Origin of the sequence: Nonomuraea sp. NPDC049421, assembly GCF_040677005.1 — a bacterium.
In the GTDB taxonomy this organism is placed as follows: Bacteria; Actinomycetota; Actinomycetes; order Streptosporangiales; family Streptosporangiaceae; genus Nonomuraea; species Nonomuraea salmonea.
Window position 1 is genome coordinate 315,463 of the sequence record NZ_JBFAQA010000006.1, and the last position, 26,351, is coordinate 341,813.

General features: G+C 71.3%; 30 protein-coding genes and 3 tRNA genes. 15 read left to right on the forward strand and 18 right to left on the reverse strand.

The genetic code is table 11. The features are described from left to right. Positions 1-133: 133 nt before the first annotated feature. On the reverse strand, positions 134-1,789 hold the full coding sequence (locus AB0K18_RS13635; RefSeq protein WP_364914258.1) for a hypothetical protein: 1,656 nt from the start codon (positions 1,787-1,789) through the stop codon (positions 134-136). 267 nt (positions 1,790-2,056) lie between these two features. Continuing rightward, entirely contained in the window at positions 2,057-3,034 is a 978-nt protein-coding gene (locus AB0K18_RS13640) for a thiamine-phosphate kinase (RefSeq protein WP_364914260.1), read from the reverse strand. 47 nt (positions 3,035-3,081) lie between these two features. Here AB0K18_RS13640 and AB0K18_RS13645 point away from each other — a divergent pair, with 47 nt between their 5' ends. Further along, complete coding sequence (locus AB0K18_RS13645; RefSeq protein WP_345389169.1) at positions 3,082-3,315, forward strand: Lrp/AsnC ligand binding domain-containing protein; 234 nt, start codon at positions 3,082-3,084, stop codon at positions 3,313-3,315. 9 nt (positions 3,316-3,324) lie between these two features. Further along, positions 3,325-3,756, forward strand: coding sequence for a DUF3515 family protein (locus AB0K18_RS13650; protein ID WP_364914262.1), 432 nt, complete (start codon positions 3,325-3,327; stop codon positions 3,754-3,756). Here AB0K18_RS13650 and AB0K18_RS13655 read toward each other — a convergent pair whose 3' ends face one another. The 3 genes from AB0K18_RS13655 to AB0K18_RS13665 all read right to left on the reverse strand — a co-directional run bounded on the left by AB0K18_RS13655 (position 3,757) and on the right by AB0K18_RS13665 (position 6,533). Further along, positions 3,757-4,851 carry a D-alanine--D-alanine ligase family protein gene (locus AB0K18_RS13655; RefSeq protein ID WP_364914264.1) on the reverse strand — a complete coding sequence of 365 codons (1,095 nt, stop codon included), beginning with the start codon at positions 4,849-4,851 and terminating at the stop codon, positions 3,757-3,759. A 64-nt stretch (positions 4,852-4,915) separates the two neighbouring features. Then, on the reverse strand, positions 4,916-5,926 hold the full coding sequence (locus tag AB0K18_RS13660) for an NAD(P)H-dependent glycerol-3-phosphate dehydrogenase (protein ID WP_364914266.1): 1,011 nt from the start codon (positions 5,924-5,926) through the stop codon (positions 4,916-4,918). Between the two features lie 4 nt (positions 5,927-5,930). Continuing rightward, positions 5,931-6,533 carry a lysophospholipid acyltransferase family protein gene (locus AB0K18_RS13665; protein ID WP_364914268.1) on the reverse strand — a complete coding sequence of 201 codons (603 nt, stop codon included), beginning with the start codon at positions 6,531-6,533 and terminating at the stop codon, positions 5,931-5,933. Positions 6,534-6,720: 187 nt separating this feature from the next. Between AB0K18_RS13665 and cofC the strand changes: the two genes are divergently transcribed. Both cofC and AB0K18_RS13675 read left to right on the forward strand, forming a co-directional pair. Next, positions 6,721-7,365: a 2-phospho-L-lactate guanylyltransferase gene (gene cofC, locus AB0K18_RS13670; protein WP_364914270.1), complete on the forward strand. Its 645-nt coding sequence runs from the start codon at positions 6,721-6,723 to the stop codon at positions 7,363-7,365. A 17-nt stretch (positions 7,366-7,382) separates the two neighbouring features. Beyond that, complete coding sequence (locus AB0K18_RS13675; RefSeq protein ID WP_364914271.1) at positions 7,383-7,598, forward strand: hypothetical protein; 216 nt, start codon at positions 7,383-7,385, stop codon at positions 7,596-7,598. Positions 7,599-7,655: 57 nt separating this feature from the next. Here AB0K18_RS13675 and AB0K18_RS13680 read toward each other — a convergent pair whose 3' ends face one another. The 4 genes from AB0K18_RS13680 to leuC all read right to left on the reverse strand — a co-directional run bounded on the left by AB0K18_RS13680 (position 7,656) and on the right by leuC (position 10,262). Beyond that, positions 7,656-7,955, reverse strand: a complete 300-nt coding sequence (locus tag AB0K18_RS13680) for an HU family DNA-binding protein (protein WP_355428372.1) — start codon at positions 7,953-7,955, stop codon at positions 7,656-7,658. A gap of 100 nt (positions 7,956-8,055) precedes the next feature. After that, positions 8,056-8,295: a hypothetical protein gene (locus tag AB0K18_RS13685; protein WP_364914273.1), complete on the reverse strand. Its 240-nt coding sequence runs from the start codon at positions 8,293-8,295 to the stop codon at positions 8,056-8,058. Beyond that, positions 8,274-8,861 carry a 3-isopropylmalate dehydratase small subunit gene (gene leuD / locus AB0K18_RS13690; protein ID WP_355428367.1) on the reverse strand — a complete coding sequence of 196 codons (588 nt, stop codon included), beginning with the start codon at positions 8,859-8,861 and terminating at the stop codon, positions 8,274-8,276. The genes AB0K18_RS13685 and leuD overlap by 22 nt, the downstream gene beginning before the upstream one ends. 15 nt (positions 8,862-8,876) lie before the next feature. Continuing rightward, the gene (gene leuC, locus AB0K18_RS13695) at positions 8,877-10,262 is read right to left on the reverse strand and encodes a 3-isopropylmalate dehydratase large subunit (RefSeq protein WP_364914276.1); all 1,386 of its coding nucleotides are present in this window, start codon (positions 10,260-10,262) and stop codon (positions 8,877-8,879) included. Positions 10,263-10,324: 62 nt separating this feature from the next. Between leuC and AB0K18_RS13700 the strand changes: the two genes are divergently transcribed. Both AB0K18_RS13700 and AB0K18_RS13705 read left to right on the forward strand, forming a co-directional pair. After that, complete coding sequence (locus AB0K18_RS13700; RefSeq protein WP_355428362.1) at positions 10,325-11,041, forward strand: IclR family transcriptional regulator; 717 nt, start codon at positions 10,325-10,327, stop codon at positions 11,039-11,041. A 58-nt stretch (positions 11,042-11,099) separates the two neighbouring features. Beyond that, positions 11,100-12,809 (forward strand): hypothetical protein, encoded by a 1,710-nt coding sequence (locus AB0K18_RS13705; protein ID WP_364914278.1) that lies wholly within the window; start codon positions 11,100-11,102, stop codon positions 12,807-12,809. A gap of 103 nt (positions 12,810-12,912) precedes the next feature. Here AB0K18_RS13705 and AB0K18_RS13710 read toward each other — a convergent pair. From AB0K18_RS13710 to AB0K18_RS13730, 5 genes are all read right to left on the reverse strand, one after another. Continuing rightward, positions 12,913-12,985 (reverse strand) — tRNA-Glu (locus tag AB0K18_RS13710). Positions 12,986-13,004: 19 nt separating this feature from the next. After that, positions 13,005-13,080 (reverse strand) — tRNA-Glu (locus AB0K18_RS13715). 80 nt (positions 13,081-13,160) lie between these two features. Further along, the gene (locus AB0K18_RS13720) at positions 13,161-13,742 is read right to left on the reverse strand and encodes a hypothetical protein (protein WP_364914280.1); all 582 of its coding nucleotides are present in this window, start codon (positions 13,740-13,742) and stop codon (positions 13,161-13,163) included. Positions 13,743-14,141: 399 nt separating this feature from the next. Then, the gene (locus tag AB0K18_RS13725; RefSeq protein ID WP_364914282.1) at positions 14,142-14,762 is read right to left on the reverse strand and encodes a response regulator transcription factor; all 621 of its coding nucleotides are present in this window, start codon (positions 14,760-14,762) and stop codon (positions 14,142-14,144) included. A gap of 156 nt (positions 14,763-14,918) precedes the next feature. Then, positions 14,919-16,172: a sensor histidine kinase gene (locus tag AB0K18_RS13730; protein WP_364914284.1), complete on the reverse strand. Its 1,254-nt coding sequence runs from the start codon at positions 16,170-16,172 to the stop codon at positions 14,919-14,921. A gap of 645 nt (positions 16,173-16,817) precedes the next feature. Here AB0K18_RS13730 and AB0K18_RS13735 point away from each other — a divergent pair. After that, complete coding sequence (locus tag AB0K18_RS13735) at positions 16,818-17,741, forward strand: alpha/beta hydrolase (protein ID WP_364914286.1); 924 nt, start codon at positions 16,818-16,820, stop codon at positions 17,739-17,741. Between the two features lie 39 nt (positions 17,742-17,780). On the opposite strand, the gene AB0K18_RS13740 is transcribed toward AB0K18_RS13735, so the two are convergent. After that, positions 17,781-17,852, reverse strand: a tRNA-Gln gene (locus AB0K18_RS13740). A 166-nt stretch (positions 17,853-18,018) separates the two neighbouring features. Between AB0K18_RS13740 and AB0K18_RS13745 the strand changes: the two genes are divergently transcribed. Then, a complete protein-coding gene (locus AB0K18_RS13745; protein ID WP_364914288.1) occupies positions 18,019-19,989 on the forward strand; it encodes a M3 family metallopeptidase in 1,971 nt (656 codons plus the stop codon). Positions 19,990-20,105: 116 nt separating this feature from the next. Here AB0K18_RS13745 and gltX read toward each other — a convergent pair whose 3' ends face one another. Both gltX and AB0K18_RS13755 read right to left on the reverse strand, forming a co-directional pair. After that, positions 20,106-21,479 (reverse strand): glutamate--tRNA ligase, encoded by a 1,374-nt coding sequence (gltX, locus tag AB0K18_RS13750; protein ID WP_364914290.1) that lies wholly within the window; start codon positions 21,477-21,479, stop codon positions 20,106-20,108. Further along, positions 21,472-22,248, reverse strand: a complete 777-nt coding sequence (locus AB0K18_RS13755; RefSeq protein ID WP_364914292.1) for a fumarylacetoacetate hydrolase family protein — start codon at positions 22,246-22,248, stop codon at positions 21,472-21,474. Before AB0K18_RS13755 ends, gltX begins: the two co-directional genes overlap by 8 nt. A gap of 177 nt (positions 22,249-22,425) precedes the next feature. Between AB0K18_RS13755 and AB0K18_RS13760 the strand changes: the two genes are divergently transcribed. From AB0K18_RS13760 to AB0K18_RS13790, 7 genes are all read left to right on the forward strand, one after another. Then, a complete protein-coding gene (locus tag AB0K18_RS13760) occupies positions 22,426-22,950 on the forward strand; it encodes an Asp23/Gls24 family envelope stress response protein (RefSeq protein ID WP_364914294.1) in 525 nt (174 codons plus the stop codon). 200 nt (positions 22,951-23,150) lie between these two features. Further along, entirely contained in the window at positions 23,151-23,345 is a 195-nt protein-coding gene (locus AB0K18_RS13765) for a hypothetical protein (RefSeq protein WP_364914296.1), read from the forward strand. Next, on the forward strand, positions 23,342-23,530 hold the full coding sequence (locus tag AB0K18_RS13770; protein ID WP_364914298.1) for a hypothetical protein: 189 nt from the start codon (positions 23,342-23,344) through the stop codon (positions 23,528-23,530). The genes AB0K18_RS13765 and AB0K18_RS13770 overlap by 4 nt, the downstream gene beginning before the upstream one ends. After that, positions 23,527-23,889, forward strand: a complete 363-nt coding sequence (locus AB0K18_RS13775) for an Asp23/Gls24 family envelope stress response protein (protein WP_364914300.1) — start codon at positions 23,527-23,529, stop codon at positions 23,887-23,889. Before AB0K18_RS13770 ends, AB0K18_RS13775 begins: the two co-directional genes overlap by 4 nt. Then, entirely contained in the window at positions 23,886-24,575 is a 690-nt protein-coding gene (locus AB0K18_RS13780) for a DUF6286 domain-containing protein (protein ID WP_364914302.1), read from the forward strand. The genes AB0K18_RS13775 and AB0K18_RS13780 overlap by 4 nt, the downstream gene beginning before the upstream one ends. Further along, positions 24,572-25,159: a hypothetical protein gene (locus AB0K18_RS13785; protein WP_364914304.1), complete on the forward strand. Its 588-nt coding sequence runs from the start codon at positions 24,572-24,574 to the stop codon at positions 25,157-25,159. Before AB0K18_RS13780 ends, AB0K18_RS13785 begins: the two co-directional genes overlap by 4 nt. Before the next feature lie 16 nt (positions 25,160-25,175). Continuing rightward, entirely contained in the window at positions 25,176-25,577 is a 402-nt protein-coding gene (locus AB0K18_RS13790; protein ID WP_364914306.1) for an antibiotic biosynthesis monooxygenase, read from the forward strand. A 62-nt stretch (positions 25,578-25,639) separates the two neighbouring features. Here AB0K18_RS13790 and AB0K18_RS13795 read toward each other — a convergent pair whose 3' ends face one another. Continuing rightward, on the reverse strand, positions 25,640-26,236 hold the full coding sequence (locus tag AB0K18_RS13795) for an HD domain-containing protein (protein WP_364914308.1): 597 nt from the start codon (positions 26,234-26,236) through the stop codon (positions 25,640-25,642). Positions 26,237-26,351: the final 115 nt, after the last annotated feature.

Consider the following 26,351-nt stretch of genomic DNA (forward strand, 5'->3'; position numbering starts at 1 on the left):
CGACGCGCGGGCGGGTCCTGCCCCGCGCAGAGGTCATCACCGCACAGCGATGGAGCCACCGACCCACCAGGTGGTGAGATCGGTGGCTCCAGGAGGCCGGGGCCCGCCCGGGGGCGGGGTGGCCGGGCAGGGGTCAGCTGATGGCGCACTGGCCGGCGACCACGCCGCAGTTCTTGGCCTTGGTGCCGCGGCCGGTGGCGGTGAAGGAGACCTCGACAGAGTCGCCGGAGGCGAGCGTCGTGGAGACGTCGAGGATCAGCAGGTCGCCGTCCTGCGTCCACGTGGCGCCCTCCACCTTCACGACCTTGCCGTCCACCGGGACGGAGACCGTCGGGCTCCTGAGGGGCTGCACGGAGTCGTTGGAGAGGGTCAGGTTCGCCTGGTACGTGGTCAGCCGCTGCTTGATCGTCTGCCGGACGTTGAGCGCGCCGGTGTTCGTCAGCGGCGAGTCGATCCCCGAGTCGTTCGCCGGCGGGGTGGACTCGTCGGGGACGACCCCGGTGCCGGTGTCGGCGTCGTCCAGCGTGGACGGCTGCTCGCTCGGCGCCTCGGAGACGGTCTCCTCGGCGTCGGCCGACGGGTCGGCGGCCGGCTCGTCCACCGGCTTCTCCTGCTTCTTCACCCTCGTCTTGGTAGGCGTCGGCGTGGGAGTGGCGGTGCGGCGCGGCGCTCCCGCGTTGTAGGTGGCCGTCGGCGTCGGCCTGCTCGACGGCTCCTCGTCGGCCGCCGTCTCCTCCTCCACCGGCTCGTCCTCGGGCTCGGGCTCGCTCTCCTCGTCCACGGGTCCCGACCCGGCGGGCGCGGGCTTCTGGCTCGGAGCCTGCACGGCGGCGCAGGACGTACCCTCGCACTTGGCCGAGTCGCCGCTGGAGCTCATGAACTTGACGCCCGCCACCGTGCCGCCGAGCACGACGGCCACGGCCGCCACCGACAGCAGCGCCACGCGGCCCTTGCCGGCGCCGGACGGAGCCGCGGCGAGCACGTCGTCGTCACCGCCGCCGCCACCGCGGCCCTTGCGGCGTCCGCGGCGGGCGCGCGGCTCGTCGGCGTCGTCCGGCCAGCCTGAGCCGTTGTCGGGGCCGAGGAAGCCGGTTTCGGCGTTCGCCCACGCGGGGGCCAGCATGGCGGTCGGCTCGCCGGCCACCTTGACGTCGCCCGGCTCGGGCGGGACGCCGGGGGGCGGGTCGAACCGCGCGGTACGGCCGTCGGGCGCGTCGTCGAAGGAGGCGCCGAAGGGGTCATGAGGATCAGCCGGCCCGTCGAAGGGACCGCGCTGATCGTTGAACGGCCCGTGCTGGTCCCCGGGCCCGTCGAACGGGCCACGCTGCTCGGGCCCGTTGAAAGGCCCCTGAGGGCCCGCGGGAGCGTCGAACCGATCCCGCTCGTCCTCGAACTGCATCCGCTGGCCGTCGAAGGGCTCACGCTGATCGTCGAAGGGCTGGTCGTCGAAGGAGCCTCGCCGGCCCCCCGGTGGGTCGAAGAGCCCGCGCTGCTCAGCGGGCGGGTCGAACAGCGCGTCGCCCTGCCCGGGGAACTGCTGCGCGCCCCCGGGGCCGCCGAAGACGGCCGTCTGGTCGGGGGGCTGGTTCCACTCCTGCGGGCGGGCGAACGCCCCCGTCGTCTCGAACGGCCCTGCGTCGTCCATGCCCGGGTCCATCCTGGGGTCACGCCCAGGCTGCTGCGGGTAGGCGCCCGCGGGGTCGTTGGTGGGCACGGCGAAGGCCCCGGTGGTCTCGAACGGCTCCGACTGCGGCGCGCGCGGAGGAGGCCCGTCGGCGCGCCTCGGCATCGGGGCCCACTGCCCCGTCACCTCGGGCTGGTCCGGGAGCGACGGCCAGCCCGGCGGCTCGGCCTGCTCGTCAGGACCCCAAAAAGCGCTGTGCCCCCGTTCGTCCCCGTCTTCGGATCCACCTGTGCCGTGGCGGCCCATGGCTGCCCTTTCTTCCCGGTTACAGTGGCCGCCAATCTTCATAACACCTTTGCTACACCGTTGTCACAGCAATCCCGCTAGTCATACCCCAAAACAGGAAAATTTCACGTAAATCGGGACATCTCATCACCGAAAGTGATCCCACCCGCGATGCCCGATCGCCCGCCCGCGCACCACCACGTCAGAACCCTCGGCGACCCGGCCCACGACCTGCCACGACTCCGGCAACGACACCTCGGCGGGGAACACCGCCGCCAGCGCGTGGTCCTCGCCACCCGACAGCACCCACTCCAGCGGATCGGCCCCCAGCTCCTTGGCCGCCGCCACCACCGGCTCCGCCGTGGTGAACACGGTGAAGGCCGCGGGATCGAGCTCGATCCGTACGCCACTGGCCCTTGCGACGTGCCCCAGATCCTGCAGCAACCCGTCGCTGACGTCCAGCATGGCGCTCGCGCCCAGCTCGGCCGCCTCGACCCCGCTCGCGTACGGCGGGCACGGCCGCCGATGGCCCGCCACGGCCGCCCGCAGCCCGGGGGTGTCCACGGAGACGCCCGCCTCCAGCAGCGCCCACCCGGCGGCGGCGTGGCCGAGCCGCCCGGCCACCGCCACCACGTGCCCCGGCCTGGCCCCCGACCGCAGGACGGGAGCGCGCCCGCCGAGGTCGCCCAGCGCGGTCACCCCGAGGACGACCAGGTCGCAGCGGGTCACGTCGCCGCCCGCCACGCTCGCCCCCACGACCCCGCACTCGTCGGCGAACCCGGCGGTCAGCTCGTCGAGCCAGCTCACCGGCAGGTCGGCGGGCAGGCCGAGGCCGACCACGAGCGAGGTGGGACGGGCGCCCATGGCGGCCACGTCGGCGAGGTTCTGGGCGGCGGCCTTGCGGCCCACGTCGTAGCCGCGCGACCAGTCACGCCTGAAGTGGCGGCCCTCGACCAGCAGGTCCGTCGAGACCGCGACACGCCCGTCGGGGGCGCCGATGACGGCGGCGTCGTCGCCCGGGCCGAGCATCACCGCGGCGCCCTGGGGCAGTTGTGCGGTAATGCGATTTACCACACCGAATTCGCCGAGATCTCCGACTGTGATGACGCACCTCCTGACGCACACAGGGTACGGTGGCCCTTCGGCGTGATCCAATCGCCCGGGAGGACGTGATGGTGCAGGCCTACATCCTTATCCAGACCGAAGTCGGCAAGGCCGCCGCCGTGGCTCGCGAGATCTCCGGGATCCCGGGGGTCACCCGGGCCGAGGACGTGACGGGCCCCTACGACGTGATCGTGCGCGCGGAGGCCAACAACGTCGATGAGCTGGGCAAGCTCGTCGTCGCCCAGATTCAGGCGGTGGAGGGCATCACGCGTACGCTGACGTGTCCGATCGTCCATATCTGAGGTCCCTAGATGCGTGTCGCCGCCGTCCTGCTCGTTCTCCTGACACTCGCCGGCTGCGGCGGCGCCGTTCAGGTCGAGCCGCCGCGTCCTGAGGGCGAGGCGGCGACGGCCTGCGACCGGCTGGCCCCGCTGCTGCCCAAGACGCTCGACGACGAAAAGCGCGGCACGTCCGACCCCGCGTCCCCCTACGTCGCCGTCTGGGGCTCAGGCGTCATCGCGCTGCGCTGCGGCGTGCCGCGGCCGGTCAGGATGGCGCCGACCGACCAGCTGCAGGAGATCGAGGGCGTGGGCTGGTTCGCCGACCCGGAGAAGCCGGCGTTGTTCACCGCCGTGACCGACACCGCGTACGTCGAGGTCACGGTCGGCGGCGAGCACGTGGCGGCCGAGGTGCTCGCCGACCTGTCGGGGCCGATCGCCCAGGCCACCACGCCCAGAGCCTGATCAGCGCAGTCCTGGCCGGCGCTGCAGGGCGAGCTGGATGAGCCGCTCGACCAGCTCAGGATAGGACAGCCCAGAGGCGGCCCAGAGCTGCGGCGCCACCGACAGCGAGGTGAAACCGGGCATGGTGTTGATCTCGTTGAAGATCAGCTTGCCGTCGGGGGTGTAGAAGAAGTCGACCCTGGCGAGCCCCTCGCAGTCGAGCGCCTCGAACGCCCGCACCGCCATCTCGCGCAGTTCCTCGGCCGTCTCCTGCGGGATGTCGGCGGGCACCGTGAGCGACATCTGGTCGGGGTAGTACTTCGCCGCGAAGTCGAAGAACTCCTGCCCCCCCTCGACCCTCACCTCGCCCGGCATCGACGCGGCGGCCCGCTCGTCGCCGGGCGACTGCAGCACCGCGCACTCGATCTCGCGGCCGACGATGGCCGCCTCGATGAGGACCTTGGGGTCGTGCTCCCTGGCCAGCTCGATGGCCGCGGCCAGCTCCGCGCGGTCGCCCGCCTTGGAGATGCCCTGGGACGAGCCCGCCCTCGCCGGCTTGACGAAGACCGGGTAGCCGAGCTCCTCGGCCTCCTTGAGCACGGTCTCGCGGTCGAGCCGCCAGTCGCGCTCGCGGACGACGACGTAGCGGCCGATCGGCAGCCCCGCCGCCGCCATGACGGTCTTCATGTGGGCCTTGTCCATGCCGACCGCGCTGGCCAGCACGCCGGAGCCGACGTAGCGGACACCGGCCATCTCCAGCAGGCCCTGGATGGTGCCGTCCTCGGCGAACGGGCCGTGCATCACGGGGAAGACCGCGTCGACGGCGCCGAGCTCGACGGGGATCGCGCCGGGGTCGTACGCCACGAGGTCACCGCTCCCTGAGGGCAGCGCGAGCGCCGCGCCCGAGGTGTCGACGACCGGCAGCTCGCCGGACTCGATGGCGAACCGCTGGTCGGAAGCGGCCAGCACCCACCTGCCGTCCTGGGCGATCCCGATCGGGATCACCTCGTACTTGGTCCTGTCGATCGCCTCCAGCACGCTGCCCGCCCCCATCAGGGAGACGGCGTGCTCGGAATTGCGACCTCCGAAAACGACGGCGACGCGTGGCTTGCTCATGGTGTCCGAATCTACCGGGGTGTCCCGGTCACAGCGAGCCGAGCACGCCGTATTCAGGTCATTCTCACAACCCGTACCGTTCGGGTTTCGGCGTGCGGGACATCAGCAGCATGCCCGCCTCGGCCGGAGACATGCCGTCGTGCACGACGCCGACGACGACCTCGGTGATCGGCATCTCCACGTCGTGCTTCCTCGCCAGCTCCAGCACCGACTCGCACGACTTGACGCCCTCGGCGGTCTGCTTGGTGGCGGCGACGACCTCGTCCAGCGTCATGCCGCGGCCGAGGTTCTCGCCGAACGTGCGGTTGCGCGACAGCGGCGAGGTGCAGGTGGCGACCAGGTCGCCCATGCCGGCGAGCCCGGCGAAGGTGTGCGGGTCGGCGCCGAGCGCGGCCCCGAGCCGGGAGATCTCGGCCAGGCCGCGCGTGATGAGCATGGCGCTGACGTTGTCGCCCATGCCCATGCCGGCGGAGACCCCGACGGCGAGGGCGATGACGTTCTTCACCGCGCCGCCCAGCTCGACGCCCACCACGTCGGGGTTGGTGTAGGGGCGGAACCACGGCGGCAGGTGGCAGATCGCCTGCAGCCGCTCGGCCACGCTCTCGTCGGTGCAGGCCACGACGGTCGCGGCGGGCTGGCGGTGGGCGATCTCCATGGCCAGGTTGGGCCCGGAGACGACGGCCACCCGCTCGTCGGGCACCTCGGCCACCTCGCGGATCACCTCGCTCATCCGCTTGGTGGTGCCCAGCTCGATGCCCTTCATCAGGCTCACCAGCACGGCGTGCGGCGGGATGTACGGCTTCCACGCCGCGAAGTTGGCCCGCAGTCGCTGGGACGGCACCGCGAGCACCACGAAGTCGGCCCCGGCGAGCGCCCGCCCGGGGTCGGTGGTGGCCCGCAGCGAGGGCGGGAGCGGCACTCCTGGCAGGTAGTCGGGGTTGACGTGGTCGCGGTCGATCGACTCGACCAGCTCCTGCCTGCGACCCCAGAGCGTGACCTCGTTGCCCGCCTCGGCGAGGAGCATCGCGAACGTGGTGCCCCACGAACCCGTGCCGAACACGGCTGCCTTCGTCATGCGCTCACCGCCTGGTCGGATCGTAGGGGGTCTCCGGTGCCTTCTCGCCGCGCAGCTCGGCGAGCTGGGCGGTGACCGCGGCCATGATGTCGGCCGTGGCCTCGCGCAGCACGTCGGCGTGCATCGGCCGGTCGGCGTACTTCGACAGGTCGACCGGCGGGCCCACCGTCACGCGGAACGTCTTACGGGGGAACAGCCTGGGCTTCTTCGCGCCGTACGGCAGCAGCTCGTGCGCCCCCCAGTGGGCCACGGGGATCACCGGGGCGCCGCTCTCCAGCGCCAGCCGGGCCGCGCCCGTCTTGCCGGTCATCGGCCACAGACCAGGGTCGCGGGTGCAGGTGCCCTCGGGGTAGAACAGGATCGCGCAGCCGTCGGCCAGCCGCTCCTCCGAGATGCGCAGCGACCTCGCGGCCTCGCTGCTGCCCCGCTCGACCGGGATGGCCCGCAGCGCGGCGACGGCGTGGCCCAGGAGCGGCACCTTGAACAATCCCGACTTGGCCAGGATGACCGGCCAGCGGCCGTGGTTGTAGAGGAAGTGCGACAGCAGCACCGGGTCGGCCCACGACAGGTGGTTGGCCGCGATGATCACGCCGCCCGTCCTCGGCATGCGATCGCCGTTACGCCAGTCTTTCTTGACCAGAAGCCAGGACAGCGGTTTCACCACGACGACTGCCAGGGTTTCCCAGAAACGCGATGGTCTCGTGGGGCGGCTCATGGTCTCCTCCAAGACGTACGGGATGCGCCCCAAGTCTCCCGGTTGGCCGCGTGGGATGTCGAGGCGCGATGCTTACCCTATGAGCATCCGCTGGTCCCTGGTCATTCCGGTGAAGACGCTGGTCGCGGCGAAGACCCGGCTGGCGGCCGCGACGGGGCCGCACCGCACGCGGCTGGCCGTGGCCGTGGCCTGCGACACCGTGGCCGCCGCGCTGTCCTGCCCGCCCGTCGCCCGGGTCATCGTGGTGACGGCCGACCCCGCCGCCGCGGGGCCGCTCGCCGCCCTGGGCGCCGACGTGGTGCACGACCCCGATCGGGGGCTGAACACGGCGCTGCGTACGGGCGCCGCCCACGCGGTACGCGTCGCGCCCGACGACGCGGTGGGCGCCCTCCAGGCCGACCTGCCCGCGCTGCGTCCCGCCGAGCTGGCGGTGGCGCTGGGGGCGGCGGCCGAGTTCGACCAGGCGTTCGTGCCCGACGCGCTCGACGTCGGAACCACCTTCTACGGGGTGCGCCCAGGCCGGCCCTTCACGCCGCGGTTCGGCGGTGAGTCGCGGGCCAAGCACCTGGCCGGCGGCGCCAAGGAGCTGTGCGTGCCCGGCATCGACTCGGTCAGGCGCGACGTGGACACCCCCGACGACCTGCGCGCGGCGATCCAGCTCGGGCTGGGCAGGCACACGGCCGCGGTGGTGGCCGAGCTGTGGCCGGTTGATCGGGAAGAGTGAGCGCTTAAGCTGGTGGCGTGCAGGCGACCGTACGCAGCTTCGACGAGGCCACCCGTTCCGGCACGGTCTTCCTCGACGACGGTGCCGTGCTCCCCTTCGGCACCGCCGCCTTCGACGCGGGCCCGCTGCTGCTGCTCCGCTCAGGCCAGCGGGTCAATCTCGGCATGAGCGGCGGCGAGATCGGCTACATCACGCTGTCCACGTTCCCGGTGCCCGACGCCTACAAGCCCTGATCCGGACACGCGGACGCCCGGGCCGAGATGGCCCGGGCGTTCGGCGGTCCGCTGTGTTTACTTCTTCTTGCCGATTTTCTTGCCGCCCTCGTTCACCAGTTCTTTGAAATCAGAACCGGGACGGAACTTGGGCGCCCAGCTCTCGGCCACATTGATTTCCGCGCCGGTGGACGGATTGCGCGCCGTGCGGGCGGGCTTGTTCACCATCTCGAACGCGCCGAAGCCCGTGATCGAGACCTTGTCGCCGCCGGCCACGGCCTTCTGGATGGCGTCGATGACCGCGTTGACGGCCTCCGTGGCCGTCTTCCTGTCGCCCACCCGATCCGCGATGGCCTCGACGAGTTCTCGCTTGTTCATGAAAGTCCTGCTCCCCCAGTTACGGCTCGGGGTTCCAGCTCACGAGTTCGACGTAGAAACCCCTTACGGGCTCTGAAAGTAGGCGGGATCGCCGATGAACTCAATCACCTAGCGGGTTTTCTTCACTACGTGGCGTGTCGAAAGCCTCGTCAAGGGCCCGGAGAAACGCCCTGAGGCGCAGCGCCGCTCTTTCCCTGTCGTGCTTCGCCAGGTCGCAGATCGCGAGATAGCGGCGCCCGAGGCGTTCCCTGTGGTCGGCGGGCAGCATGCGGACGCGGCGGTGCGCCTCGCGCAACCGCCGCGCCAGTTCGTCGTCTTCTAGACGGTCGTCGGCAGCCATGGCTGCCGACCATTCTCGTACGCCGCCACTTCGCCCTCGTGACGCAGGGTCAGCCCGATGTCGTCGAGCCCCTCCATCAGCCGCCAGCGGGTGTAGTCGTCGATCTCGAAGGGGACGGCCTCGCCGGCCCAGCGGACCTGGCGTTCGACCAGGTCGACGGTCACTTCGAGCGTGGGTTCCGCCTCGACGGCGGCCTGCAGCTCCTCGACCTTCTCGCCCGGCAGGACGACGGGGAGCAGGCCCATCTTGGTGGAGTTGTTGCGGAAGATGTCGCCGAAGCGGGCGGCGATCACGACGCGGAACCCGTACTGCTGCAGCGCCCAGACGGCGTGCTCGCGGGAGGAGCCGGTGCCGAAGTCGGGGCCGGAGACCAGGATCGAGCCGCCCTCGTAGGAGGGGTCGTTGAGCACGAACGTCGGGTCCTCGCGCCAGGCGGCGAACAGGCCCTTCTCGAAACCGGTGCGGCTGACCTGCTTGAGCCAGACGGCCGGGATGATCTGGTCGGTGTCGACGTTGCTGCGGCGCAGCGGCACCGCCGTACCGGTGTGGGTGGTGAAGGCTTCCATGGAACGTGGTCTCCCTTACAGGTCGGCGGGGGCGGTGAGGCGGCCGGTGACGGCGGTCGCGGCGGCGACCTGCGGCGACACCAGGTGGGTGCGGCCACCCTTGCCCTGGCGGCCCTCGAAGTTGCGGTTGGAGGTGGAGGCGCTGCGCTCGCCCGGCTTGAGCGTGTCGGGGTTCATGCCGAGGCACATCGAGCAGCCGGCCTCGCGCCACTCGGCGCCCGCGGCCTTGAACACCTCGTGCAGGCCCTCCTCCTCGGCCTGCTTCTTGACCATCATCGAGCCGGGCACGATGAGCGTGCGGGTCCTGACCTGGCGGCCGCGCAGGATCTCGGCGGCCGAGCGGAGGTCCTCGATGCGGCCGTTGGTGCACGAGCCGACGAACACGGTGTCGACCTCGATCTCGCGCAGCGGCGTGCCGGCGGTCAGGCCCATGTACTCCAGCGCCCGCTCGGCGGCCGAGCGCGCCACCGGGTCGTCGAAGCTCTCCGGCGCGGGCACGGACTCGCCCAGCGGCAGGCCCTGGCCCGGGTTGGTGCCCCACGTGACGTAGGGGGTCAGCGTGGCGGCGTCGATCTCCACGACCTTGTCGAAGACGGCGTCGTCGTCGGTGCGCAGCGACTTCCAGTATGCGACCGCCTGGTCCCACGCCTCGCCCTTCGGCGCGTGGGGGCGGCCTTTCAGGTACGCGAACGTGGTCTCGTCGGGGGCGATCATGCCGGCCCGCGCGCCCGCCTCGATCGACATGTTGCAGATCGTCATGCGGCCCTCCATGGAGAGCTTGCGCACGGCCTCGCCCCGGTATTCGACGATGTAGCCCTGGCCGCCGCCGGTGCCGATCTTGGCGATGATGGCCAGGATCAGGTCCTTGGCGGTGACGCCGGCCGGCAGCTCGCCGCCGACCTCGATGGCCATCGTCTTCGGGCGGTAGGCGGGCAGCGTCTGCGTGGCCAGCACGTGCTCGACCTCGGAGGTGCCGATGCCGAACGCGATGCCGCCGAACGCGCCGTGCGTGGAGGTGTGGGAGTCGCCGCACACGATGGTCATGCCGGGCTGGGTGAGACCGAACTGCGGGCCGATGATGTGCACCACGCCCTGCCCCGCGTCGCCCATCGGATGCAGGCGGATGCCGAACTCGGCGGCGTTCTTGCGCAGCGTCTCGACCTGGGTCTTGGAGACCGGGTCGGCGATGGGGCCGAGCACGGTCGGCACGTTGTGGTCCTCGGTGGCGATGGTGAGATCGGGCCGCCGCACCTTGCGGCCGGCGAGCCTGAGCCCGTCGAACGCCTGCGGGCTGGTCACCTCGTGGATGAGGTGCAGGTCGATATAGAGCAGGTCCGGTTCGCCCTCCGCGCGACGGACTACGTGTTGCTCCCAGACCTTCTCGGCCAGTGTGCGGCCCATGATCTCCTCCTTGAGAATCATCCGACTTGCTTTCTCATATGTCGAGACTGCAGTATCGGTGTATGGACAACTCTAGCGGAGTCGGAGTACTCGACAAGGCGGTTCTTGTACTCAATGCCCTCGAAGCGGGACCCGCTTCACTGGCCCAGCTCGTCCAGGCCACCGGCCTGGCCCGCCCCACCGCCCACCGGCTGGCGGTCGCCCTTGAGCACCACCGCATCGTGAGCCGCGACACACAGGGCCGTTTCGTGCTCGGCCCCAGGCTGTCGGAGTTGTCCACCGCCGCCGGCGAGGACCGGCTGCTGGCGGTCGCCGCGCCCGTTTTGATGCACCTTCGTGACCTGACCGGGGAGAGCGCGCAGCTTTATCGCCGTCAGGGCGACGAACGCGTGTGCGTGGCCGCCGCCGAGCGCGCCAGCGGCCTGCGCGACACCGTGCCCGTCGGGTCCGCGCTGCCCATGACGGCAGGCTCCGCAGCGCAGATCCTGCTGGCCTGGGAGGAGCCCGACCGGCTGCACAGGGGGCTGCGCGGGGCCAAGTTCACCGCCGCCACGCTGGCCTCCGTACGCCGCCGTGGGTGGGCCCACAGCGTCGGCGAGCGCGAGCAGGGGGTGGCCAGCGTCTCCGCTCCCATAAGGGGTAGCGGCGGCAAGGTGATCGCGGCGGTGTCGGTCTCCGGCCCCATCGAACGCCTCACGAGAGCGCCAGGACGGCTCCACGCGGTGCCGGTCATGGCCGCCGCCGAGCGGATCACCGAGGCCATGCGCCGGACATCATGATCAGCGAAAGGCGTTATTTCGGGAGCCGACAGCCTCGCGGGCACACTAGCCTGAGTGCGTGACAGATCGCATCGAGGTAGCCGCCACTGAGCTGCGACCCCTGCTCGAAGAGTTCATCATGTGGGCGCGTGCGAACGCCCCCGGGAGCGACCCCGAGCTCGTGGGGCCCGCCGCACTGTGGCACCGTCTCGCCTTCTCGCAGGATCTCGGCACGTGGAAGCGCGCCGACCTGCGTAACCTGCTGCTCGACCGCATGCCGAAGGTCGTGGAGGATCCCGACGCCGCCGCCGACGGGATGCTCCCGGCCGTCGACGCCTACCTGACCTTCCTCGACAGCACCGGCCGGCTGGGCAAGGGCTCCGACTCCCTCGCCGATCTGCAGGCCGAGCTCGACGACGTCGAGGACGAGTTCGTCGACCTGATGGAAGAGCTGCTCGACGAGAGCGAGGGCGAGGAGGACGACGACGCCGGCGACCTCGGCGACTTCGAGCCGTTCGCCGATGAGTTGTCCGGGCTCGACACGGTCAGGCTGCGTCCAGACTCCGAGCTGGCCGCCGCCGCCCGCCAGACGCCCCTGGTCGCCAAGGCCCGCGATCTGGCCGTGTGGGTGGGCACAGGGCGCAAGGTGGGCGAGGAGACCTTGCTCACGGACGCGGAGGTCGAAGAGGCGCTGGAGGCCGTCGGCCTGCCCAGGCCAGAGACCGAAGGGCCCGTCTCCGAGTCCGTGCCCCAGCTGTGGAACATCTGGAACCTCGCCGTCGACCTCGAGTTCCTCGAGCCGGGCGAGGGCGGCACCGTCACCGTCCAGGACGACACCGCCGAGTGGCCGTTCGACGACGACGAGGACGTGCTCGACGCGTGGATGCTCGGCCTCCACTCCGTCGACTACGGCGACCCGGAGCTGGACGACGACGACCTCACCATGGCGCTGGCCGGGCTGACCAGGGGCGTGCTCGTCCGGCTGCTGCTGGCCGGCGGCTCGCGCGAGGTCGACGGGCTCGCCCGCGAGCTGGGCGAGGCCGCCGCCGACCTCGACGAGCTGGGCGGCGACGCCTGGGAGGCGGCCGGCGACGACCCGCTGGCGTCCTCCATCGAGTGGCTGACCGGCTACGGCATGGTCGAGCGCGACGGCGACGTGCTGCGTCTCACCCCGCTCGGCACCGAGGGCGTCGTCCACCTCATCGACGACGCCGACATCGAGGTCGACGCCCGCCCGGCGATCGACTCCATGAGCGCCCACGAGCTGCTCGCGCTCAGCGCCGAGCTGCCGGAGGAGGAGGCCGACGCCGAGTTCGCGGCCTGGATGCGGTTGCGCGAGCCCGCCAAGGCCGCCGAGGAGCTGCTGGCCGCCGCGGCCGAGGACGACAGCGACGCGCTCATCAGGGTGCAGGCCGCGAGCGTGGTCGGCACGCTGGGCGAGGCCGCCGTGCCGGCCTGGCAGGCGGCGCTCGACCACCCCTCGCTGCGCCCCTACGCGGCCACCCACCTCAGCCAGCTGGAGGTCGAGGACGCGCCGGAGCCGACGCCCGACGACACCCACTGGCTCATCCTCGACATGTGGACGATCTCGGCCGGGCTCGGCCGCTCCGAGTTCGTCAGTAGCCTGCGCGACATCGGGCCCGACATGGTCAACGACCTGCTCGAGGTGATCTGGAAGATCCCCCACGCGCACGTGGAGGAGCTGCTCGACCTGATCTCCCAGGTGCACCCCGACAAACAGGTGGCCAAGGCCGCGCGGCGCGCGCTCTTCAAGGCCCGCTCGAAGTAGGTTCCGCCGGGTGCCGCCGCGAGGCGGCACCCGGTTTCTTTTTCTCGCGTACGGAAAACAAAAAAGCTCCGGGCTTTGAGCACCGGAGCTGATGTTGCAGACGTAGTCCCGACCGGATTCGAACCGGCGCTACCGCCTTGAGAGGGCGGCGTCCTGGGCCACTAGACGACGGGACCTTCGCGGGCTTGTGACAAGTGGTAGTCCCGACCGGATTCGAACCGGCGCTACCGCCTTGAGAGGGCGGCGTCCTGGGCCACTAGACGACGGGACCCTGTCCACAAGCTGCTGTGCCGGGGGCTTCCCCGGCGACGCAGGTAACTCTACCGCACCTGGAAGACCACACCAAACCGCTTAAGGGCCCATCAGATCGGGCCTGTAGCGGCGGACCCAGTCCCCCATCGGGCCGCGCTGCCACGCCGGGTCGAACTCGCCCAGCGGGATCGTCACCTCCGGCCGGCCCGTCGCCGGGTCCACCGGGACGCGCGCCAGGCGGTCCCGCATCCAGGCGGGGATGCGCGGCGGCACCGCGCGCTCGCCCCAGCCGATGAGCCCGGCCGAGCGCAGCGCCTGCACCCTGGCCCTCGCTCCCCCCGGCCGTCCCATCCTGCGGGGGTCGGCGAGCTGGGTGTCCACGACGTCGATGCGGGTGACGTCGCGCCAGCGCAGCCACACCCTGAACCCCATCCGGTCGACCAGCTCGACGCCCTCGGGCGAGAAGCGGGCCACGGTGCCCTGGGTGAGACGGCGATGCTTGACGGCCAGGACGCCCACCAGCACTCCGGTCGCGATTGCGCCGATCAGGACGCCCAGCGGGGTGCTGTTGGTGAGGATCGCGCCCAGGAGGAGCAGGACGAGGAAGAAGAGGATGAGCGGGGCGATGAACGGAGCGAGGAAACGCGGGAAACCCCCCGCGCGGGGTCGAAACTCCACCATAAGACGCTCAACCCTACCGAACTGCCACCACATGATCACAACCTGCAATCAACCCCCATCCGGCGACCCCGCCTTAGTCCACCAACCGTCCCCCAGAGAGAGGGGTGGACAACCGCCCGGCGAAAGGCCATCGGCAGGCGCGGTTCGCCGACCGTCCCTCAACGAGGTGAGGAGGCCACCGCCCAGCGAGAGGCTGGGGCCGGGGCATCGGCGGGCGTGGTTCGCCGACCGCACCCCAGCCGAGGTGAGGAGGCCACCGCGCGGCGAGAGGTTGTGGCTTGGGCGTCGGCGGGCGTGGTTCGCCGACCGCACCCCAGCCGAGGTGAGGAGGCCACCGCGCGGCGAGAGGTTGTGGCTTGGGCGTCGGTGGGTGTGGTTCGCGGGCCGTTCCCGGCGGTGTCAGTGGGGGAGGAGGCCGCGGCGGTAGGCTTCGCCGACTGCGGCGGCGCGGTCGCGGACGTCGAGTTTGGCGTAGATGTGCAGCAGGTGCGTTTTGATGCTGGCCTCGCTGATGAACAGGCTCGCCGCTGCTTCCTTGTTCGTGGCGCCCGCGGCCACCAGGCGCAGGACCTCCAGCTCTCGCGGACTCAGCTGGCCTCTTGCGGGGCGGCGGACCTGGTCGGCGAGGCGGCCGGCCACGGCGGGGGCCAGGACGGTCTCGCCGCGGCTGGTGGCGAGGACGGCGCGGGCCAGGTCGGCGGGCGGGGCGTCCTTCAGGAGGTAGCCGGTGGCGCCCGCTTCGAGCGCGGGCAGGACGTCGGTGTCGAACGTGGTCAGCACCAGCACCCGGGGGCCCGTCCCGGCCAGGCGGCGGATGGCGGTCATGCCGTCCATGCCGGGCATGCGCAGGTCCATGAGGATGACGTCCGGCGTCAGCTCTCCGGCCAGGCGTACGGCCTCCTCGCCATCGCCCGCCTCCCCCACCACGACGATCCCGGTCTCGGGGTCACGGGTGAGGGCGGCGCGCAGGCCGTCGCGCACGATCGGGTGATCGTCGGCTATCAGCACCCGCACGGACATGGCCACTCCCCCTCGTCGGCTATCAGCACTTCAAACGGACATGACCGCTTCCCCGTGTCGGCTGCCGGCACTTGCTCGGGGATCGCCGCTCCCCCTCGTCGGCTGCCGGCACTCGCTGGGGGATCGCCGCTTCCTCTGTCGCGGTACAGCGTCTCATCAGCGCTCGTCTGACGTGGTGGGTGGGATGGCGGGGACGGCGGCGGCGACGGCGGTGCCGTGGCCCGGCTCGGTCTCGACGGTCAGGGTGCCGCCCAGGACGCCGGCGCGCCGGCGCATGCTGTCCAGGCCGAAGCCGTCAGTCGGCCGCTGCGGCGGGAAACCGAGGCCGTCGTCTCTGATGTCCAGAAGGATGAGTTCGTCGGTGTACGTCAGAGTGAGGCCCGTCCTGGTGGCGTTCGCGTGCTTGACGACGTTGGCCAGGGCCTCCTGAGCGATGCGGAACAGGGCGGACTCCACGTCGGCGGCCAGCGCGACCGGCGTACCGGTGACCTCGAAGCGCAGGTCGACGCCCGCCGTCTCGGCCCACAACCTGGCCATGTGGTGCAGGGCCTGGGGCAGGTCGGTGCGTTCGAGTGGCTGGGGGCGCAGGGCGCTGATCGAGCGGCGGGTCTCGGCCAGGCCGCGCCGGGCCAGCGCGGCGGCCCTGTCGAGGTGCTCGCGGGCCGGCCCCCCGGCGGCGTGACCCGCGGCGTGACCGGCGGCGTCGAGCTGGCCGATGAGGGCCACGAGGTCCTGGGCGAGCGTGTCGTGGATCTCACCGGCCACGCGGTGCCGCTCGTCCAGGACGCCCGCCCGCCTGGCCTGGTCGAGGAGGCGGGCGTTCAGTTCGGCGTTCTCGTCCATGGCGGCGCGCAGGCGCTGGACGAGGCGGCGGCGCTTGTCGTGCTCGGCGGAGACGTACCAGCCGGCGGCCACCAGCGGCAGGGCCACGCCGGCGAGCACCGCGAGCAGGGTGTCGCGCGCGCCCGGCCCGGCCTGTACGGCGACGTTGACCAGGGCCGTCAGCGTGACGCCCGCCATCACCAGCCGGGCCGGGAACATGGCGATCGCCAGCGGGTAGCCGATCGAGGCGAACACGATGAACGCCGGTGCCTTGAGCGTCAGCCCGGCGGCGATGGCCAGGAGGACGAGGACGTGGCCGACGACGAGCGCCCGCTGCCGCTCCCGTACGGGATAGAGCCACGCGACCGGCACCAGCCACACCGCCGCCACCACCGCCAGGAACGGCCACGGCACACTCCCCCACGCCGCCTCCACGCTCAGAGGCCCCTGAGCCGTCCCGGCCGCGAGGGGACCGGCCAGCCAGGAAGGAAGGCCGAGGGTGGTGCCGGCGTCGGCGTTGGGGGCGCCCCCTGGTTCGGCGAGGGCGGTCACCAGTGAGCTGACGGTGAGCAGCGCATAGGCCAGCACGGCGAACACCCACCGCTCACGCCCCTGCCCACCGGCGGCCGGCCTCCGCGACCCGGCACCGCCCCCAGCGGGTGGCGTAAGCGACCCGGCACCGGCCCCAGCGGGTGGCGCAGGCGACCTGGTGCCCTCACCGATGGGCGGGGTTCGCGGGTCGCGGTCGCCGGCGGTGGTTCGTGGGGCGGGGGTGTCGGGGCTGGTCATCAGATACCTCCGAGGAAACTCCCGCCTTCAGGCGGGAGAGGAATCGGACCCCTGCGGAGCAGGACAGGGGCAGCCGGTTCGCCGTCAGGCGAACCGGCGTCGCCGTGCGGCACCGCAGGGTTCGGCAGTGTGTTCGACGGTGGCGATGACCAAGCCACCGGACGAACGATCGAAACCATCCTCGCCGCCGGGCCGGCGGAGCGGTGAAACGCCTGTGGAGCTGGTGTAAGACCTCAACGAGAGTTCCCTTCTCGGGCGGGCGACCGGCGGTGAAGCAGGAAGCCCCACGGGCGACCGTGGGAATCCCCCTCGTTCACGAGGGGGAGGAGGTCAAGGGGTTGAGCTTGGCATGGCATCGACCGATCGGTTGATGGCCGGCGTCCACCGGTTCTCGGGCCGGGTGGGCGATGTGGGGACACCGGCGCCGGCGCGAGCATCGAAGGCATGAACACGACACGCAGAACCGCTCTTCAGCTCGCCGCCGCCGGTGCCGGCGCCCTCGCCTCCACAGCGGTGGTCAAACCCAGGAAGGACGTCACCACGTACGTCTTCGTCTCCGGCTCGAACGGGGTGGCCACGGCCGACCCCGAGCTGACGTTGCGCGGGCACCGCTCCGTGGGGGTGGGACTGCCGGGGCACGGCCCCGAGGAGCAGTTCGTCCGCGCCTACCAGGCGCCGCAGGACCTGGCGGCGCTGGCCACGCTCAAGTCGCCGGTCGCGGGGGTGACGCTCGACGACTACGTGGACGCGACGGTCAAGGTGGTGCGCCAGGTGGCGGAGCACGGGCCGGTGATCCTGGTGGGCGGAAGCCTCGGCGGCGCGACGATCACGAAGGTGGCCGACGCCGTGCCGCACCTGATCGACACCCTCGTGTACGACGCCGCGTACTGCTGCACCCGCCTGCGCTCCCCCAGCGACTACGCCGCCACCCCGGAGGGGAAGGCCAGCCTGGCGGGCACCCTGGCGAGCGGCATCGTGGCCGACCCCGCGGTGATCGGGGCGCTGCGCGTCAACTGGCGCACCAACGACCCGGAGTTCCTGGCCGCGGCCAGGAAGACGTTCATGGCGGACGGAACCGAGGGCGAGTTCCTGGCCCTGCTGAACACCCTGCTGCCGGACGAGAGCATGCAGGTGTCGTCCGCCGACTCCCGGGGCCGCAAGGAGCGGTGGGGCAGGGTGCGCCGGGTCTACATCAGGCACACGAAGGACCGGATGATCCCGCTCGCGCTGCAGGACCGGATGATCAGGGAGGCGGACGCGGCCACGCCGGGCAACCGGTTCAGGGTTTTCTCGGTGGCCGCCACGCACGCGCCGACGGCTCGGGCGTACAAGGAGATCTCGGAAATTCTGCATCGGCTGGCGAAATGAAAAAACGGACGCCTCACCGGGGAGACATCCGTTCATATGCTGGGGTACCAGGACTCGAACCTAGACTAACTGAACCAGAATCAGTCGTGCTGCCAATTACACCATACCCCACCGCTGCGATCTCCTCGCGGAGTGCGCTTTGGCGACGTCCGAAAGAATAGCCCAGCTCCGGGGCTAAGACCAAAACGAATGTCCCGGCCCCCCTCCACCGCTCCCACCGGGTCCCCGTCCATGCCAAGCTGAAGGGGACAAAACACCACGTGGAGGAGCCCAAGCGTTGGCCGAGAATCCGTTCTTCGCCCCTAGCGATCTGCCGTACGAGCTGCCGCCCTTCGCCGCGACCCGGGAAGAGCACTACCTGCCCGCGTTCGAGCGCGGCATGGCCGAGCAGCTCGCGGAGGTCGAAGCCATCGCCGGCAGCAGCGAGCCGCCGACGTTCGACAACACGATCGCCGCTCTCGAACGGTCGGGCAGGATCCTCGACCGTACGGCCACGGTCTTCTTCAGCGTCGCCGCGTCCAACACCACGGACGGCATCATGGAGATCGAGAAGCAGATCACCCCGCAACTGACCCGGCACAGTGACGCGATCCGGCTCAACCGGCCGCTGTGGGCCCGCATCAAGCAGGTCGCCACGGAGGACCCCGAGGAGTCGTGGCTGCTGGAGAAATACCGCCAGGACTTCATCAGGGCCGGCGCCGACCTGTCCGAGCCCGAGCAGGAGCGCCTGCGCGCGCTCAACGAGGAGCTGTCGCGGCTGTCCACCGAGTTCGCGCAGAGCCTGCTCAAGGCGAGCACGGAGTCGGCGCTGGTCGTGACGGACCCGAAGGAGCTCGACGGGTTCGACGAGGCCAAGATCGCCTCGCTGCGCCAGAACGACGGCACGTACGTCCTGCCGCTGCTGAACTTCACCGCCCAGCCGAGCCTGTCCCAGCTGACCGACCGTGACGTACGCCGCCGCCTGTACGAGCTGAGCGTCGGCCGCGCCCCCGGCAACTTCGAGCTGGCGGCCAGGATGGCGGCGCTGCGGGCGGAGCGGGCGCAGCTGCTCGGGTTCCCGACGCACGCCGCGTACACGGTGGCCGACCAGACCGCCAAGACCGTCGAGGCGGTCGAGGAGATGCTCGGTCAGCTCGTCGGCCCCGCCGTGCGCAACGCGAAGAAGGAGGCCGAGGCGCTGGCGGAGCAGGCCGGCTTCCCGATCGAGCCGTGGGACTGGCCCTACTACTCCGAGAAGGTGCGCCAGGCGCGGTACGAGTTCGACGGCGCGGCCATGCGGCCGTACTTCGAGCTCAACAGGGTCTACCGCGACGGCGTGTTCTTCGCGGCGACCAAGCTGTACGGCATCACCTTCGCCGAGCGGCCCGACCTGGGCGGCTACCACGAGGACGTGAGCGTGTTCGAGGTGTCGGACGAGGACGGCGGCCCGCTCGGGCTGTTCGTGCTCGACCCGTACGCGCGGCCGAACAAGCGCGGCGGCGCGTGGATGAACAACCTGGTCGACCAGTCGTTCCTGTTCGGGCTGAAGCCGGTCGTCATCAACAACCTCAACGTCACCAAGCCGGCCTCGGGGCCGACGCTGCTGACGTACGACGAGGTCAGCACCGCCTTCCACGAGTTCGGCCACGCGCTGCACGGGTTGTTCTCGCAGGTGCGCTTCCCCCGCGTGTCGGGCACGAGTGTGCCGCGCGACTTCGTGGAGTACCCGTCGCAGGTCAACGAGATGTGGGTGACCTGGCCCGAGGTGCTGGCCAACTACGCCAAGCACTACGAGACGGGCGAGCCGATGCCGGCGGAGCTGGTGGCGAAGCTGGAGGCGGCCGAGAAGTTCAACCAGGGCTTCCAGACCGTCGAGTATCTGGCCGCCACGCTGCTCGACTGGGCCTGGCACAAGCTGGCGCCCGGCGAGACCGTCGAGGACCCTGAGGCGTTCGAGGCCGCCGCGCTGGAGGCGGCGGGGATCGCGTTCCCGCTGGTCCGGCCGCGTTACCGGACCAACTACTTCGCGCACATCTTCTCGGGCGGCTACGCGGCGGGCTATTACTCCTATATCTGGAGCGAGGTGCTGGACGCGGAGAGCGTGGAGTGGTTCAAGGAGAACGGCGGGCTCACCAGGGCGAACGGTGACCACTTCCGCCGCGAGCTGCTGTCGCGGGGCGGCAGCATCGACCCGCTGACGGCGTTCAGGAACTTCAGGGGGCGCGAGGCCGGCATCGGGCCGCTGCTGGCCCGCCGCGGCCTCGTCTGACCCGGCCCGTCTGGCACGGCCCAGTCTGACGTCGCGCACGCGAAACCGCCGCCCGGGTCGAAGTGACCCGGGCGGCGGTGACGTTCAGCCGCGGGAGCGGCCTGCGCTCAGAGCCCTCAGCCGCGCAGGCGGGCCAGGGCGGCGCGCAGGCGCTCCTGCGTGCGCTCGCGGCCCAGCACCTCGATCGACTCGAACAGCGGAAGTCCGACCGTACGGCCGGTGACGGCCACCCGGACCGGGGCCTGCGCCTTGCCCAGCTTGAGCCCGTGGGCCGTGCCGACCTCTTCGAGCGCCTGCTTGAGCGACTCGGGGTCCCAGCTCACGCTCTCAAGGCGGTCGAGGTAGCCGGTGAGGATCTCCTCAGGGGAGTTCTTCATCGCCTTGTCCCACGACGCCTGGTCGAAGACGGGCTCGTCGAGGAAGAGGAAGTCGACGTTCTGCCGGATCTCCGACAGCACCGCGATGCGGGTCTGGGCCAGCCCGGCGACCTTGCTGAACAGCTCGCGGTCCCACGACGGGTCGAGGTAGGGGGCGCAGCGCTCCTCGAACGTCTCCAGCGGCAGCGCCCGGATGTACTCGCCGTTGAACGCGCGCAGCTTCTTCTCGTCGAAGAACGCGCTGGCGGAGTTGACGTCCTCCAGCCGGAACAGCGGAACCATCTCCGACCACGGCATGATCTCGCGGTCTTCGCCGGGGCCCCAGCCGAGCAGCATGAGGTAGTTGACCATGGCCTCGGCGAGGTAGCCCTCGTCGCGGTAGCTCTCCAGGGCGACCTTGTCGCGGCGCTTGGACAGCTTTTTCCGCTGCTCGTTGACGATGACCGGCAGGTGGGCCCAGACCGGCGGGTTGGCGCCCAGGGCGGGCCAGAGCAGCATCTGCTTGGCGGCGTTGCCGAGGTGCTCCTCGCCGCGTACGACGTGGGTGATGTTCTGGGTGATGTCGTCGACCGCGTTGGCCAGCACGTAGAGGGGCGAGCCGTCGGTGCGGGCGATGACGAAGTCTTCCTGCGCCTCGTTGGGGAACTCGACGTTGCCGCGGATGCGGTCGGCCACCACCGTGACGCCCTCGTCGGGCGTGCGGAAGCGGACGGCGCCCTGCGTCAGGCCGCGCTCACGGCAGAAGCCGTCGTAGCCGCGGTGCTCGGAGCCGGTGCGGGCGACCAGCGTCTCGCGGGTGCAGTCGCAGTAGTAGGCCCGGCCGTCGGCCAGCAGCTTGGCGACCGCCTCGCGGTGCTGCGGCTCGTAGGCCGACTGGAAGTAGGGGCCTTCGAAGGAGGGGTTGGTGCCGTTGACGCCGATCCAGTCGAGGGCGGAGATGATGCCCTCGGTCCACTCGGGGCGGTTCCTCGACGCGTCGGTGTCCTCGATGCGCAGCACGAAACGGCCGCCCGACTGCACGGCCAGCGCCCAGTTGAACAGCGCGGTGCGGGCGCCGCCCACGTGAAACATGCCGGTTGGGGACGGGGCGAACCGCACCCGTACTTCAGTCACGGGAGACCACCTTGTTCGTGAGTGTGCCGATGCCTTCGATGCCGACGCTGACCTCGTCGCCGATCTCGAGGGGGCCGACGCCCGCCGGGGTGCCGGTCAAGATGACGTCGCCGGGGATCAGCGTCATGACCGCGCTGACGTAGGCGACCAGCGCCGGGATGTCGTTGATGAGCTGGCTCGTACGGCCGCTCTGCCGGATCTCGCCGTTGACCGTGGTGGTCAGCGCCAGGTCGCTCGCGTCGAGATCGGTCTGGATCCACGGCCCGAGCGGGCAGAACGTGTCGAACCCCTTGGCCCGGGTGAACTGCACGTCCTTCTTCTGCAGGTCGCGGGCGGTGACGTCGTTGGCGCAGGTGTAGCCGAAGATGACGTCCTTGACCCGTTCGACCGGGACCTCGCGGCAGAGGCGGCCGATGACGACGGCCAGCTCGCCTTCGTAGTCGACGCGGTCGGACAGCGACGTGGGGTAGGCGATGTTCTCGCCGTGGCCGATGACCGTGGTGGACGGCTTGATGAAGATGAGCGGCTCTTCCGGCACCTCGTTGCCCAGCTCGGCCGCGTGCTCGGCGTAGTTTCTGCCGATGGCGACCACCTTGCTCGGCAGCATCGGGGCCAGCAGTTTCACCTGGGACAGCGGGAACCGCTCGCCGGTGACCTGGACCTGACCGAACGGGTGACTGGAGATCGCGGAGACGAACTCCTCGCCGGGACCGCCCTCGACCACGCCGAACGAGACGCCTTCGCCTGTGGAGAACCTCGCTATACGCACCCGTCAAGGCTATCGCCGCCGCCGGCGGGGTCCGCCCACCTCGGGATCGGCCTGCCCACGACGGGTCACGAACTCTCCATTTATAGGCCCCAAGTCCGTCTTATCAGGCTTCGGTCCCACAGAGGGGGTTATGTCGCCCTATGAGAGATAACACCTTTTTTTGGGGGGTGACGGATCGTGTCTGACACGATGTCCGGCCGGCCGGGTACGGCCGGCGGCGCGGCGACGGTTCCGCGGGCCAGGACGCAGGAGAGCGTGCCGGGCGGCGCGACGTCGCTGGTCACGGAGAAGGGCACCACGAGCATCGACGACGGGGTCGTCGCCAAGATCGCCGGGCTCGCCGCCCGGGAGGTGTCGGGTGTGCACGCCATGGGCGCGGGCGCCGCGCGGGCCTTCGGCAGCGTACGGGGGATCGTCGGCGGGGACCCGAACGTCTCCCAGGGCGTGTCGGTCGAGGTGGGCGAGCGCCAGGCGGCCGTCGACCTCGACCTGGTCGCCGAGTACGGGACCGCGATCCCCGAGCTGGCGGCGGCCGTCCGCAAGAACGTGATCGGGGCCGTCGAGCGGATGTGCGGCCTCGAGGTGACGGAGGTGAACATCAGGGTGGACGACGTCCACCTTCCCGACCAGGACCGAGGCAGAGACACCGACCGCTCGCAGGACCGCGGCGGCGACGCGGACCAGGAACCCCGCGTCCGATGACCCCGTCCCCACCCGGCTCGGCATCGGACCCGGCAGAGGCGGCCGGTGCTGTGGGAACGGCGGGGGGTGGCGGGACGGACCTCTCCTCCCCATCTGGCTCTGCGCCTGGGGCCGGTGAGGAGGAGATCGCGCGGGACCTCGCGGAGCGGGTTCGTGCCTGTGACGGGGTGGTCCGGCTGTCCGGGGGGTCGTTCGGGACGGTGGCGACGTACCTGCCGGGCGAGCGGCTCGTCGGCGTGTCGGTGCGGGAGCGGGCGGTCGAGGTCGCCATCGTCGCCACGCTCGACAGGCCGCTGCCCGAGACCGCCGACGAGGTGCGGCGGGCCGTCGCGGACCTGGCCGGTGACCGTCTCGTGCACGTGCGGGTGGACGACATCGTCGTGGAGGGAACATGAACAACAGTCAGTTGACGCCGCTCGTCGGCATGGCGGTCGGCATCGCGCTCGGGTTCGCGGGGGCGTTCGGGGGGCTGGGCGCGTTCCTGCTCGTCCTGGTGCTCGGCGCGCTCGGGTTCCTGGTCGGCCGGATCATCGAGACCGGCGAGATCAACCTGTCGGGTCTGACGGTGAAGCGGAAATGACCGTACTGTCCACCGTTCCCGCGCAGCGTCCCGCTCCCCCGCCGGCTCCCGAGTTGCGCGGGCGCACGGAGATCTCCGACCGGGTGGTCACCAAGATCGCGTGCATGGCGGCCAGGGAGGTGCCTGAGGTGCGTGACGTGCAGCTCCGAACGCTGCCGTGGGCGCGCCCGTCCGGCGGCGAGGTGCACAAGGGGCAGACCACGCTGCGGCTCTCGGTCAGCGTCGCCTACCCGGCGCCGCTGCACGCGGTGGCGGCCCGGCTCAGGGAGCACGTGACCCGCCGCGTCGCCGCCCAGACCGGCCTGAACGTCGCCCGCCTCGACATCACGATGACCGACCTGGGCGGTGACCTGCCATGAGCGGCTCAGACCCGGAGATCTGCGCCATCCCACCCGACCCGCCAGGAAGGGGCCACGTTTCCGGCGAGCGCGGGCACGGTGGTGATGGGGGCCCAGCTGCCGGGCCGGCGGGGGCGCATCGGGCGGGGGTCGAGGTGCCGCCGTCGAAGGCCGCTGATCGGGCGGCGGTGCGGGCGTTCCGGCCGGCTCGGAGGGTTCCCGCCGTCGTGGTGGCGGTGCTGCTCGCGGTGCTCAGCCTGCTCGTGTTGCTGGAGATCGTCTCTGGGCTCGTCGGGCGGCCGTTGCGGTGGATTCCGTACGACAGGATGCTTGCCTGGGCGTCCACCACCTCTTGGTCGGATCCGCTGGTTCTGCTCGGTGCGGCGGTCGTGACGTTGATCGGCGTCGCGCTGCTGTCGTCGGCGCTGGTGCCGGGGCGGCCGCGGATGGTGCCGGTGCGCAGCGGTGACCCTGATCTGATCATCGGGCTGCGGCCCAGGAGCGTGGCCCGGGCCCTGGCGCATGCGGCTGAGCAGGTGCCCGGGGTGCGGTCGGCGCGGGGGAAGCTGCGCGGGCAGACGTTCGCGGTCACGCCCACCACGTACGGCGGGGACGTCGACCAGGACGTACGCGGCGCCGTGCTGAGCAGGCTCGCCGGATACGACCTGGTTCATCCCTACCGGGTCGCGGTCAGGGGGCGGAGATGAACGCGCGGACCCGGCGCGGCAACCGGCTCGGCCTCGGGCTGGTGGGCCTGGTGCTGACGCTGCTCGGCGGCGCGGCGCTGGCCCGCGGGCTGGGCGTGTTCCCGCAGGACTGGGCCCCGGCGCGGACGCCGATCGTGGACGGCTACGTGACGGGGTTCTTCGCCCGTGGCGGCCCGGCGCTGTGGTGGCTGGCCGCGCTGGCGTCGCTGGTCGTGGCGGTGCTGGCGGTGCGCTGGCTGCTCGTACAGGGCCGCCGGCAGACCCACCGTACGCTGCGCATCGAGGACGGCCCCGGCGGCGTCACCGAGATCTCGGCGGGCGGGATGGCGCAGGCGGTGGCGGCGGACGTGGCGTCCAGCCCCGCCGTGCTGAGCGCCGACGCGAACCTGGTGGGCCCGCCGGCCAGGCCCGAGGTACGCCTGCGGGTCGTCGCCGACGAGTCGGTGCCGATCGCCGAGCTGAGCCGGCATCTGTCGGCCGTGGCGCTGCCGCACATGCGCGACGCGCTGGACCGAGATCGGGTGCCGGCGGTGGCCCGCGTTAGCCTGGAGCCCTCACCCGCGCCACACCGTGACGTGCGCTGACGAGAGGGGTCCTGCGATGTCCATCGTGAAGATCAACGTGCTGACCGTGCCGGCCGAGATGCGCGAGGAGCTCGAACGCCGTTTCGCCGGCCGCGCCGGGATGGTGGAGGCGGCCGACGGGTTCGAGTGGTTCGAGCTGCTGCGTCCTGTGGACGGGACCGAGCGCTACCTGGTCTACACCCGCTGGCGCAGCGAGGAGGACTTCCAGAAGTGGCAGCAGGGCGAGGCGTTCCAGCGCGGCCACGCCCAGGCCGCCGGCGAACGCCCCACCGGCCCCGCCGCCCAGGCGTCCGCGCAGGCACAGGCACAGGCCCAGGCCCAGGGCCAGGGACACGGGCACGGGCACGGCGGCCCGGCCGCGACCGGCTCCGAGGTGTGGACCTTCGAGGTGGCCGAGAGCGCCGGCCCCAAGGCTTAGCGCCCGCACCACCTCACGAAGACCCCCACATGAGCCCGCGCCGGGTGGCGCGGGCTCGGGCGTCAGCCGTCCAACGGGTTGCGGATGATGCGGTCGACGATGCCGTCGCGGACGAAGCGGGCCGCGAAGCTGGACGGCTTGCGGGCACCCTGGTCGGCGATGCACACGCTGAACTCCTTGGCGATCTCCAGCCGCGGATGGCGCTCCAGCACCTCCTGCCGCACGAGGGCGGGGATGTCAGAGGTGTTGCGGCCCGAGATGTCCATGCCGGTGGACAGTTCGAGCAGGTGTCCCTCGGGGTCCTCCTCCACGGGCACCTCGTCCCACATGTGCCGGACGATCACCTCGGCGGCCCGGTCGCGCCGCTCGGGCGACCAGCCGGCGCCCGCGCAGAACGCCCAGGCCACGTGGCCGCCGGCCTCCTCGTACGGGACGGTGTGGCTGTCGTACTCGGCGACCAGGCCGATGTCGTGCAGCATGGCGGCCACGTACAGCAGCTCCGCGTCGAAGGCGATGCCGTTGTCCTCCGCGTACGCCGCCGCCCACAGGTAGGCCCGGATGGAGTGGTTGAGCAGGGAGGGCGAGTGGTAGCGGGTGGCCACTTCGAGCGCGCCCCGGCAGGCGGGCGTGTCGGGTATCACCAGGTCGTCGAGTTTCACATGCACCAGCATGCCGTGCCGGGCGATGCCGGTGGAGCATCAGGCGGCTAACAAATGGGGCATTCGGCTTGACCCTATCATCGTCGGTTCGAAAGCATGTCCCGCCCTCATCGTT

What these genes read in the sequence shown, in the direction of transcription:
- AB0K18_RS13785 (WP_364914304.1), top strand. Translation starts at nt 24,572, where the DNA reads ATGAACGCGCGGACCCGGCGCGGCAACCGGCTCGGCCTCGGGCTGGTG.
- AB0K18_RS13700 (WP_355428362.1), top strand. Translation starts at nt 10,325, where the DNA reads ATGGACAACTCTAGCGGAGTCGGAGTACTCGACAAGGCGGTTCTTGTA.
- AB0K18_RS13735 (WP_364914286.1), top strand. Translation starts at nt 16,818, where the DNA reads ATGAACACGACACGCAGAACCGCTCTTCAGCTCGCCGCCGCCGGTGCC.
- AB0K18_RS13685 (WP_364914273.1), bottom strand. Translation starts at nt 8,295, where the DNA reads ATGGCTGCCGACGACCGTCTAGAAGACGACGAACTGGCGCGGCGGTTG.
- leuC (WP_364914276.1), bottom strand. Translation starts at nt 10,262, where the DNA reads ATGGGCCGCACACTGGCCGAGAAGGTCTGGGAGCAACACGTAGTCCGT.
- AB0K18_RS13725 (WP_364914282.1), bottom strand. Translation starts at nt 14,762, where the DNA reads ATGTCCGTGCGGGTGCTGATAGCCGACGATCACCCGATCGTGCGCGAC.
- AB0K18_RS13790 (WP_364914306.1), top strand. Translation starts at nt 25,176, where the DNA reads ATGTCCATCGTGAAGATCAACGTGCTGACCGTGCCGGCCGAGATGCGC.
- AB0K18_RS13665 (WP_364914268.1), bottom strand. Translation starts at nt 6,533, where the DNA reads ATGCCGAGGACGGGCGGCGTGATCATCGCGGCCAACCACCTGTCGTGG.
- AB0K18_RS13655 (WP_364914264.1), bottom strand. Translation starts at nt 4,851, where the DNA reads ATGAGCAAGCCACGCGTCGCCGTCGTTTTCGGAGGTCGCAATTCCGAG.
- AB0K18_RS13660 (WP_364914266.1), bottom strand. Translation starts at nt 5,926, where the DNA reads ATGACGAAGGCAGCCGTGTTCGGCACGGGTTCGTGGGGCACCACGTTC.
- AB0K18_RS13650 (WP_364914262.1), top strand. Translation starts at nt 3,325, where the DNA reads ATGCGTGTCGCCGCCGTCCTGCTCGTTCTCCTGACACTCGCCGGCTGC.
- AB0K18_RS13720 (WP_364914280.1), bottom strand. Translation starts at nt 13,742, where the DNA reads ATGGTGGAGTTTCGACCCCGCGCGGGGGGTTTCCCGCGTTTCCTCGCT.
- AB0K18_RS13645 (WP_345389169.1), top strand. Translation starts at nt 3,082, where the DNA reads ATGGTGCAGGCCTACATCCTTATCCAGACCGAAGTCGGCAAGGCCGCC.
- AB0K18_RS13780 (WP_364914302.1), top strand. Translation starts at nt 23,886, where the DNA reads ATGAGCGGCTCAGACCCGGAGATCTGCGCCATCCCACCCGACCCGCCA.
- AB0K18_RS13680 (WP_355428372.1), bottom strand. Translation starts at nt 7,955, where the DNA reads ATGAACAAGCGAGAACTCGTCGAGGCCATCGCGGATCGGGTGGGCGAC.
- AB0K18_RS13775 (WP_364914300.1), top strand. Translation starts at nt 23,527, where the DNA reads ATGACCGTACTGTCCACCGTTCCCGCGCAGCGTCCCGCTCCCCCGCCG.
- AB0K18_RS13770 (WP_364914298.1), top strand. Translation starts at nt 23,342, where the DNA reads ATGAACAACAGTCAGTTGACGCCGCTCGTCGGCATGGCGGTCGGCATC.
- AB0K18_RS13635 (WP_364914258.1), bottom strand. Translation starts at nt 1,789, where the DNA reads ATGCCGAGGCGCGCCGACGGGCCTCCTCCGCGCGCGCCGCAGTCGGAG.
- cofC (WP_364914270.1), top strand. Translation starts at nt 6,721, where the DNA reads ATGAGCATCCGCTGGTCCCTGGTCATTCCGGTGAAGACGCTGGTCGCG.
- leuD (WP_355428367.1), bottom strand. Translation starts at nt 8,861, where the DNA reads ATGGAAGCCTTCACCACCCACACCGGTACGGCGGTGCCGCTGCGCCGC.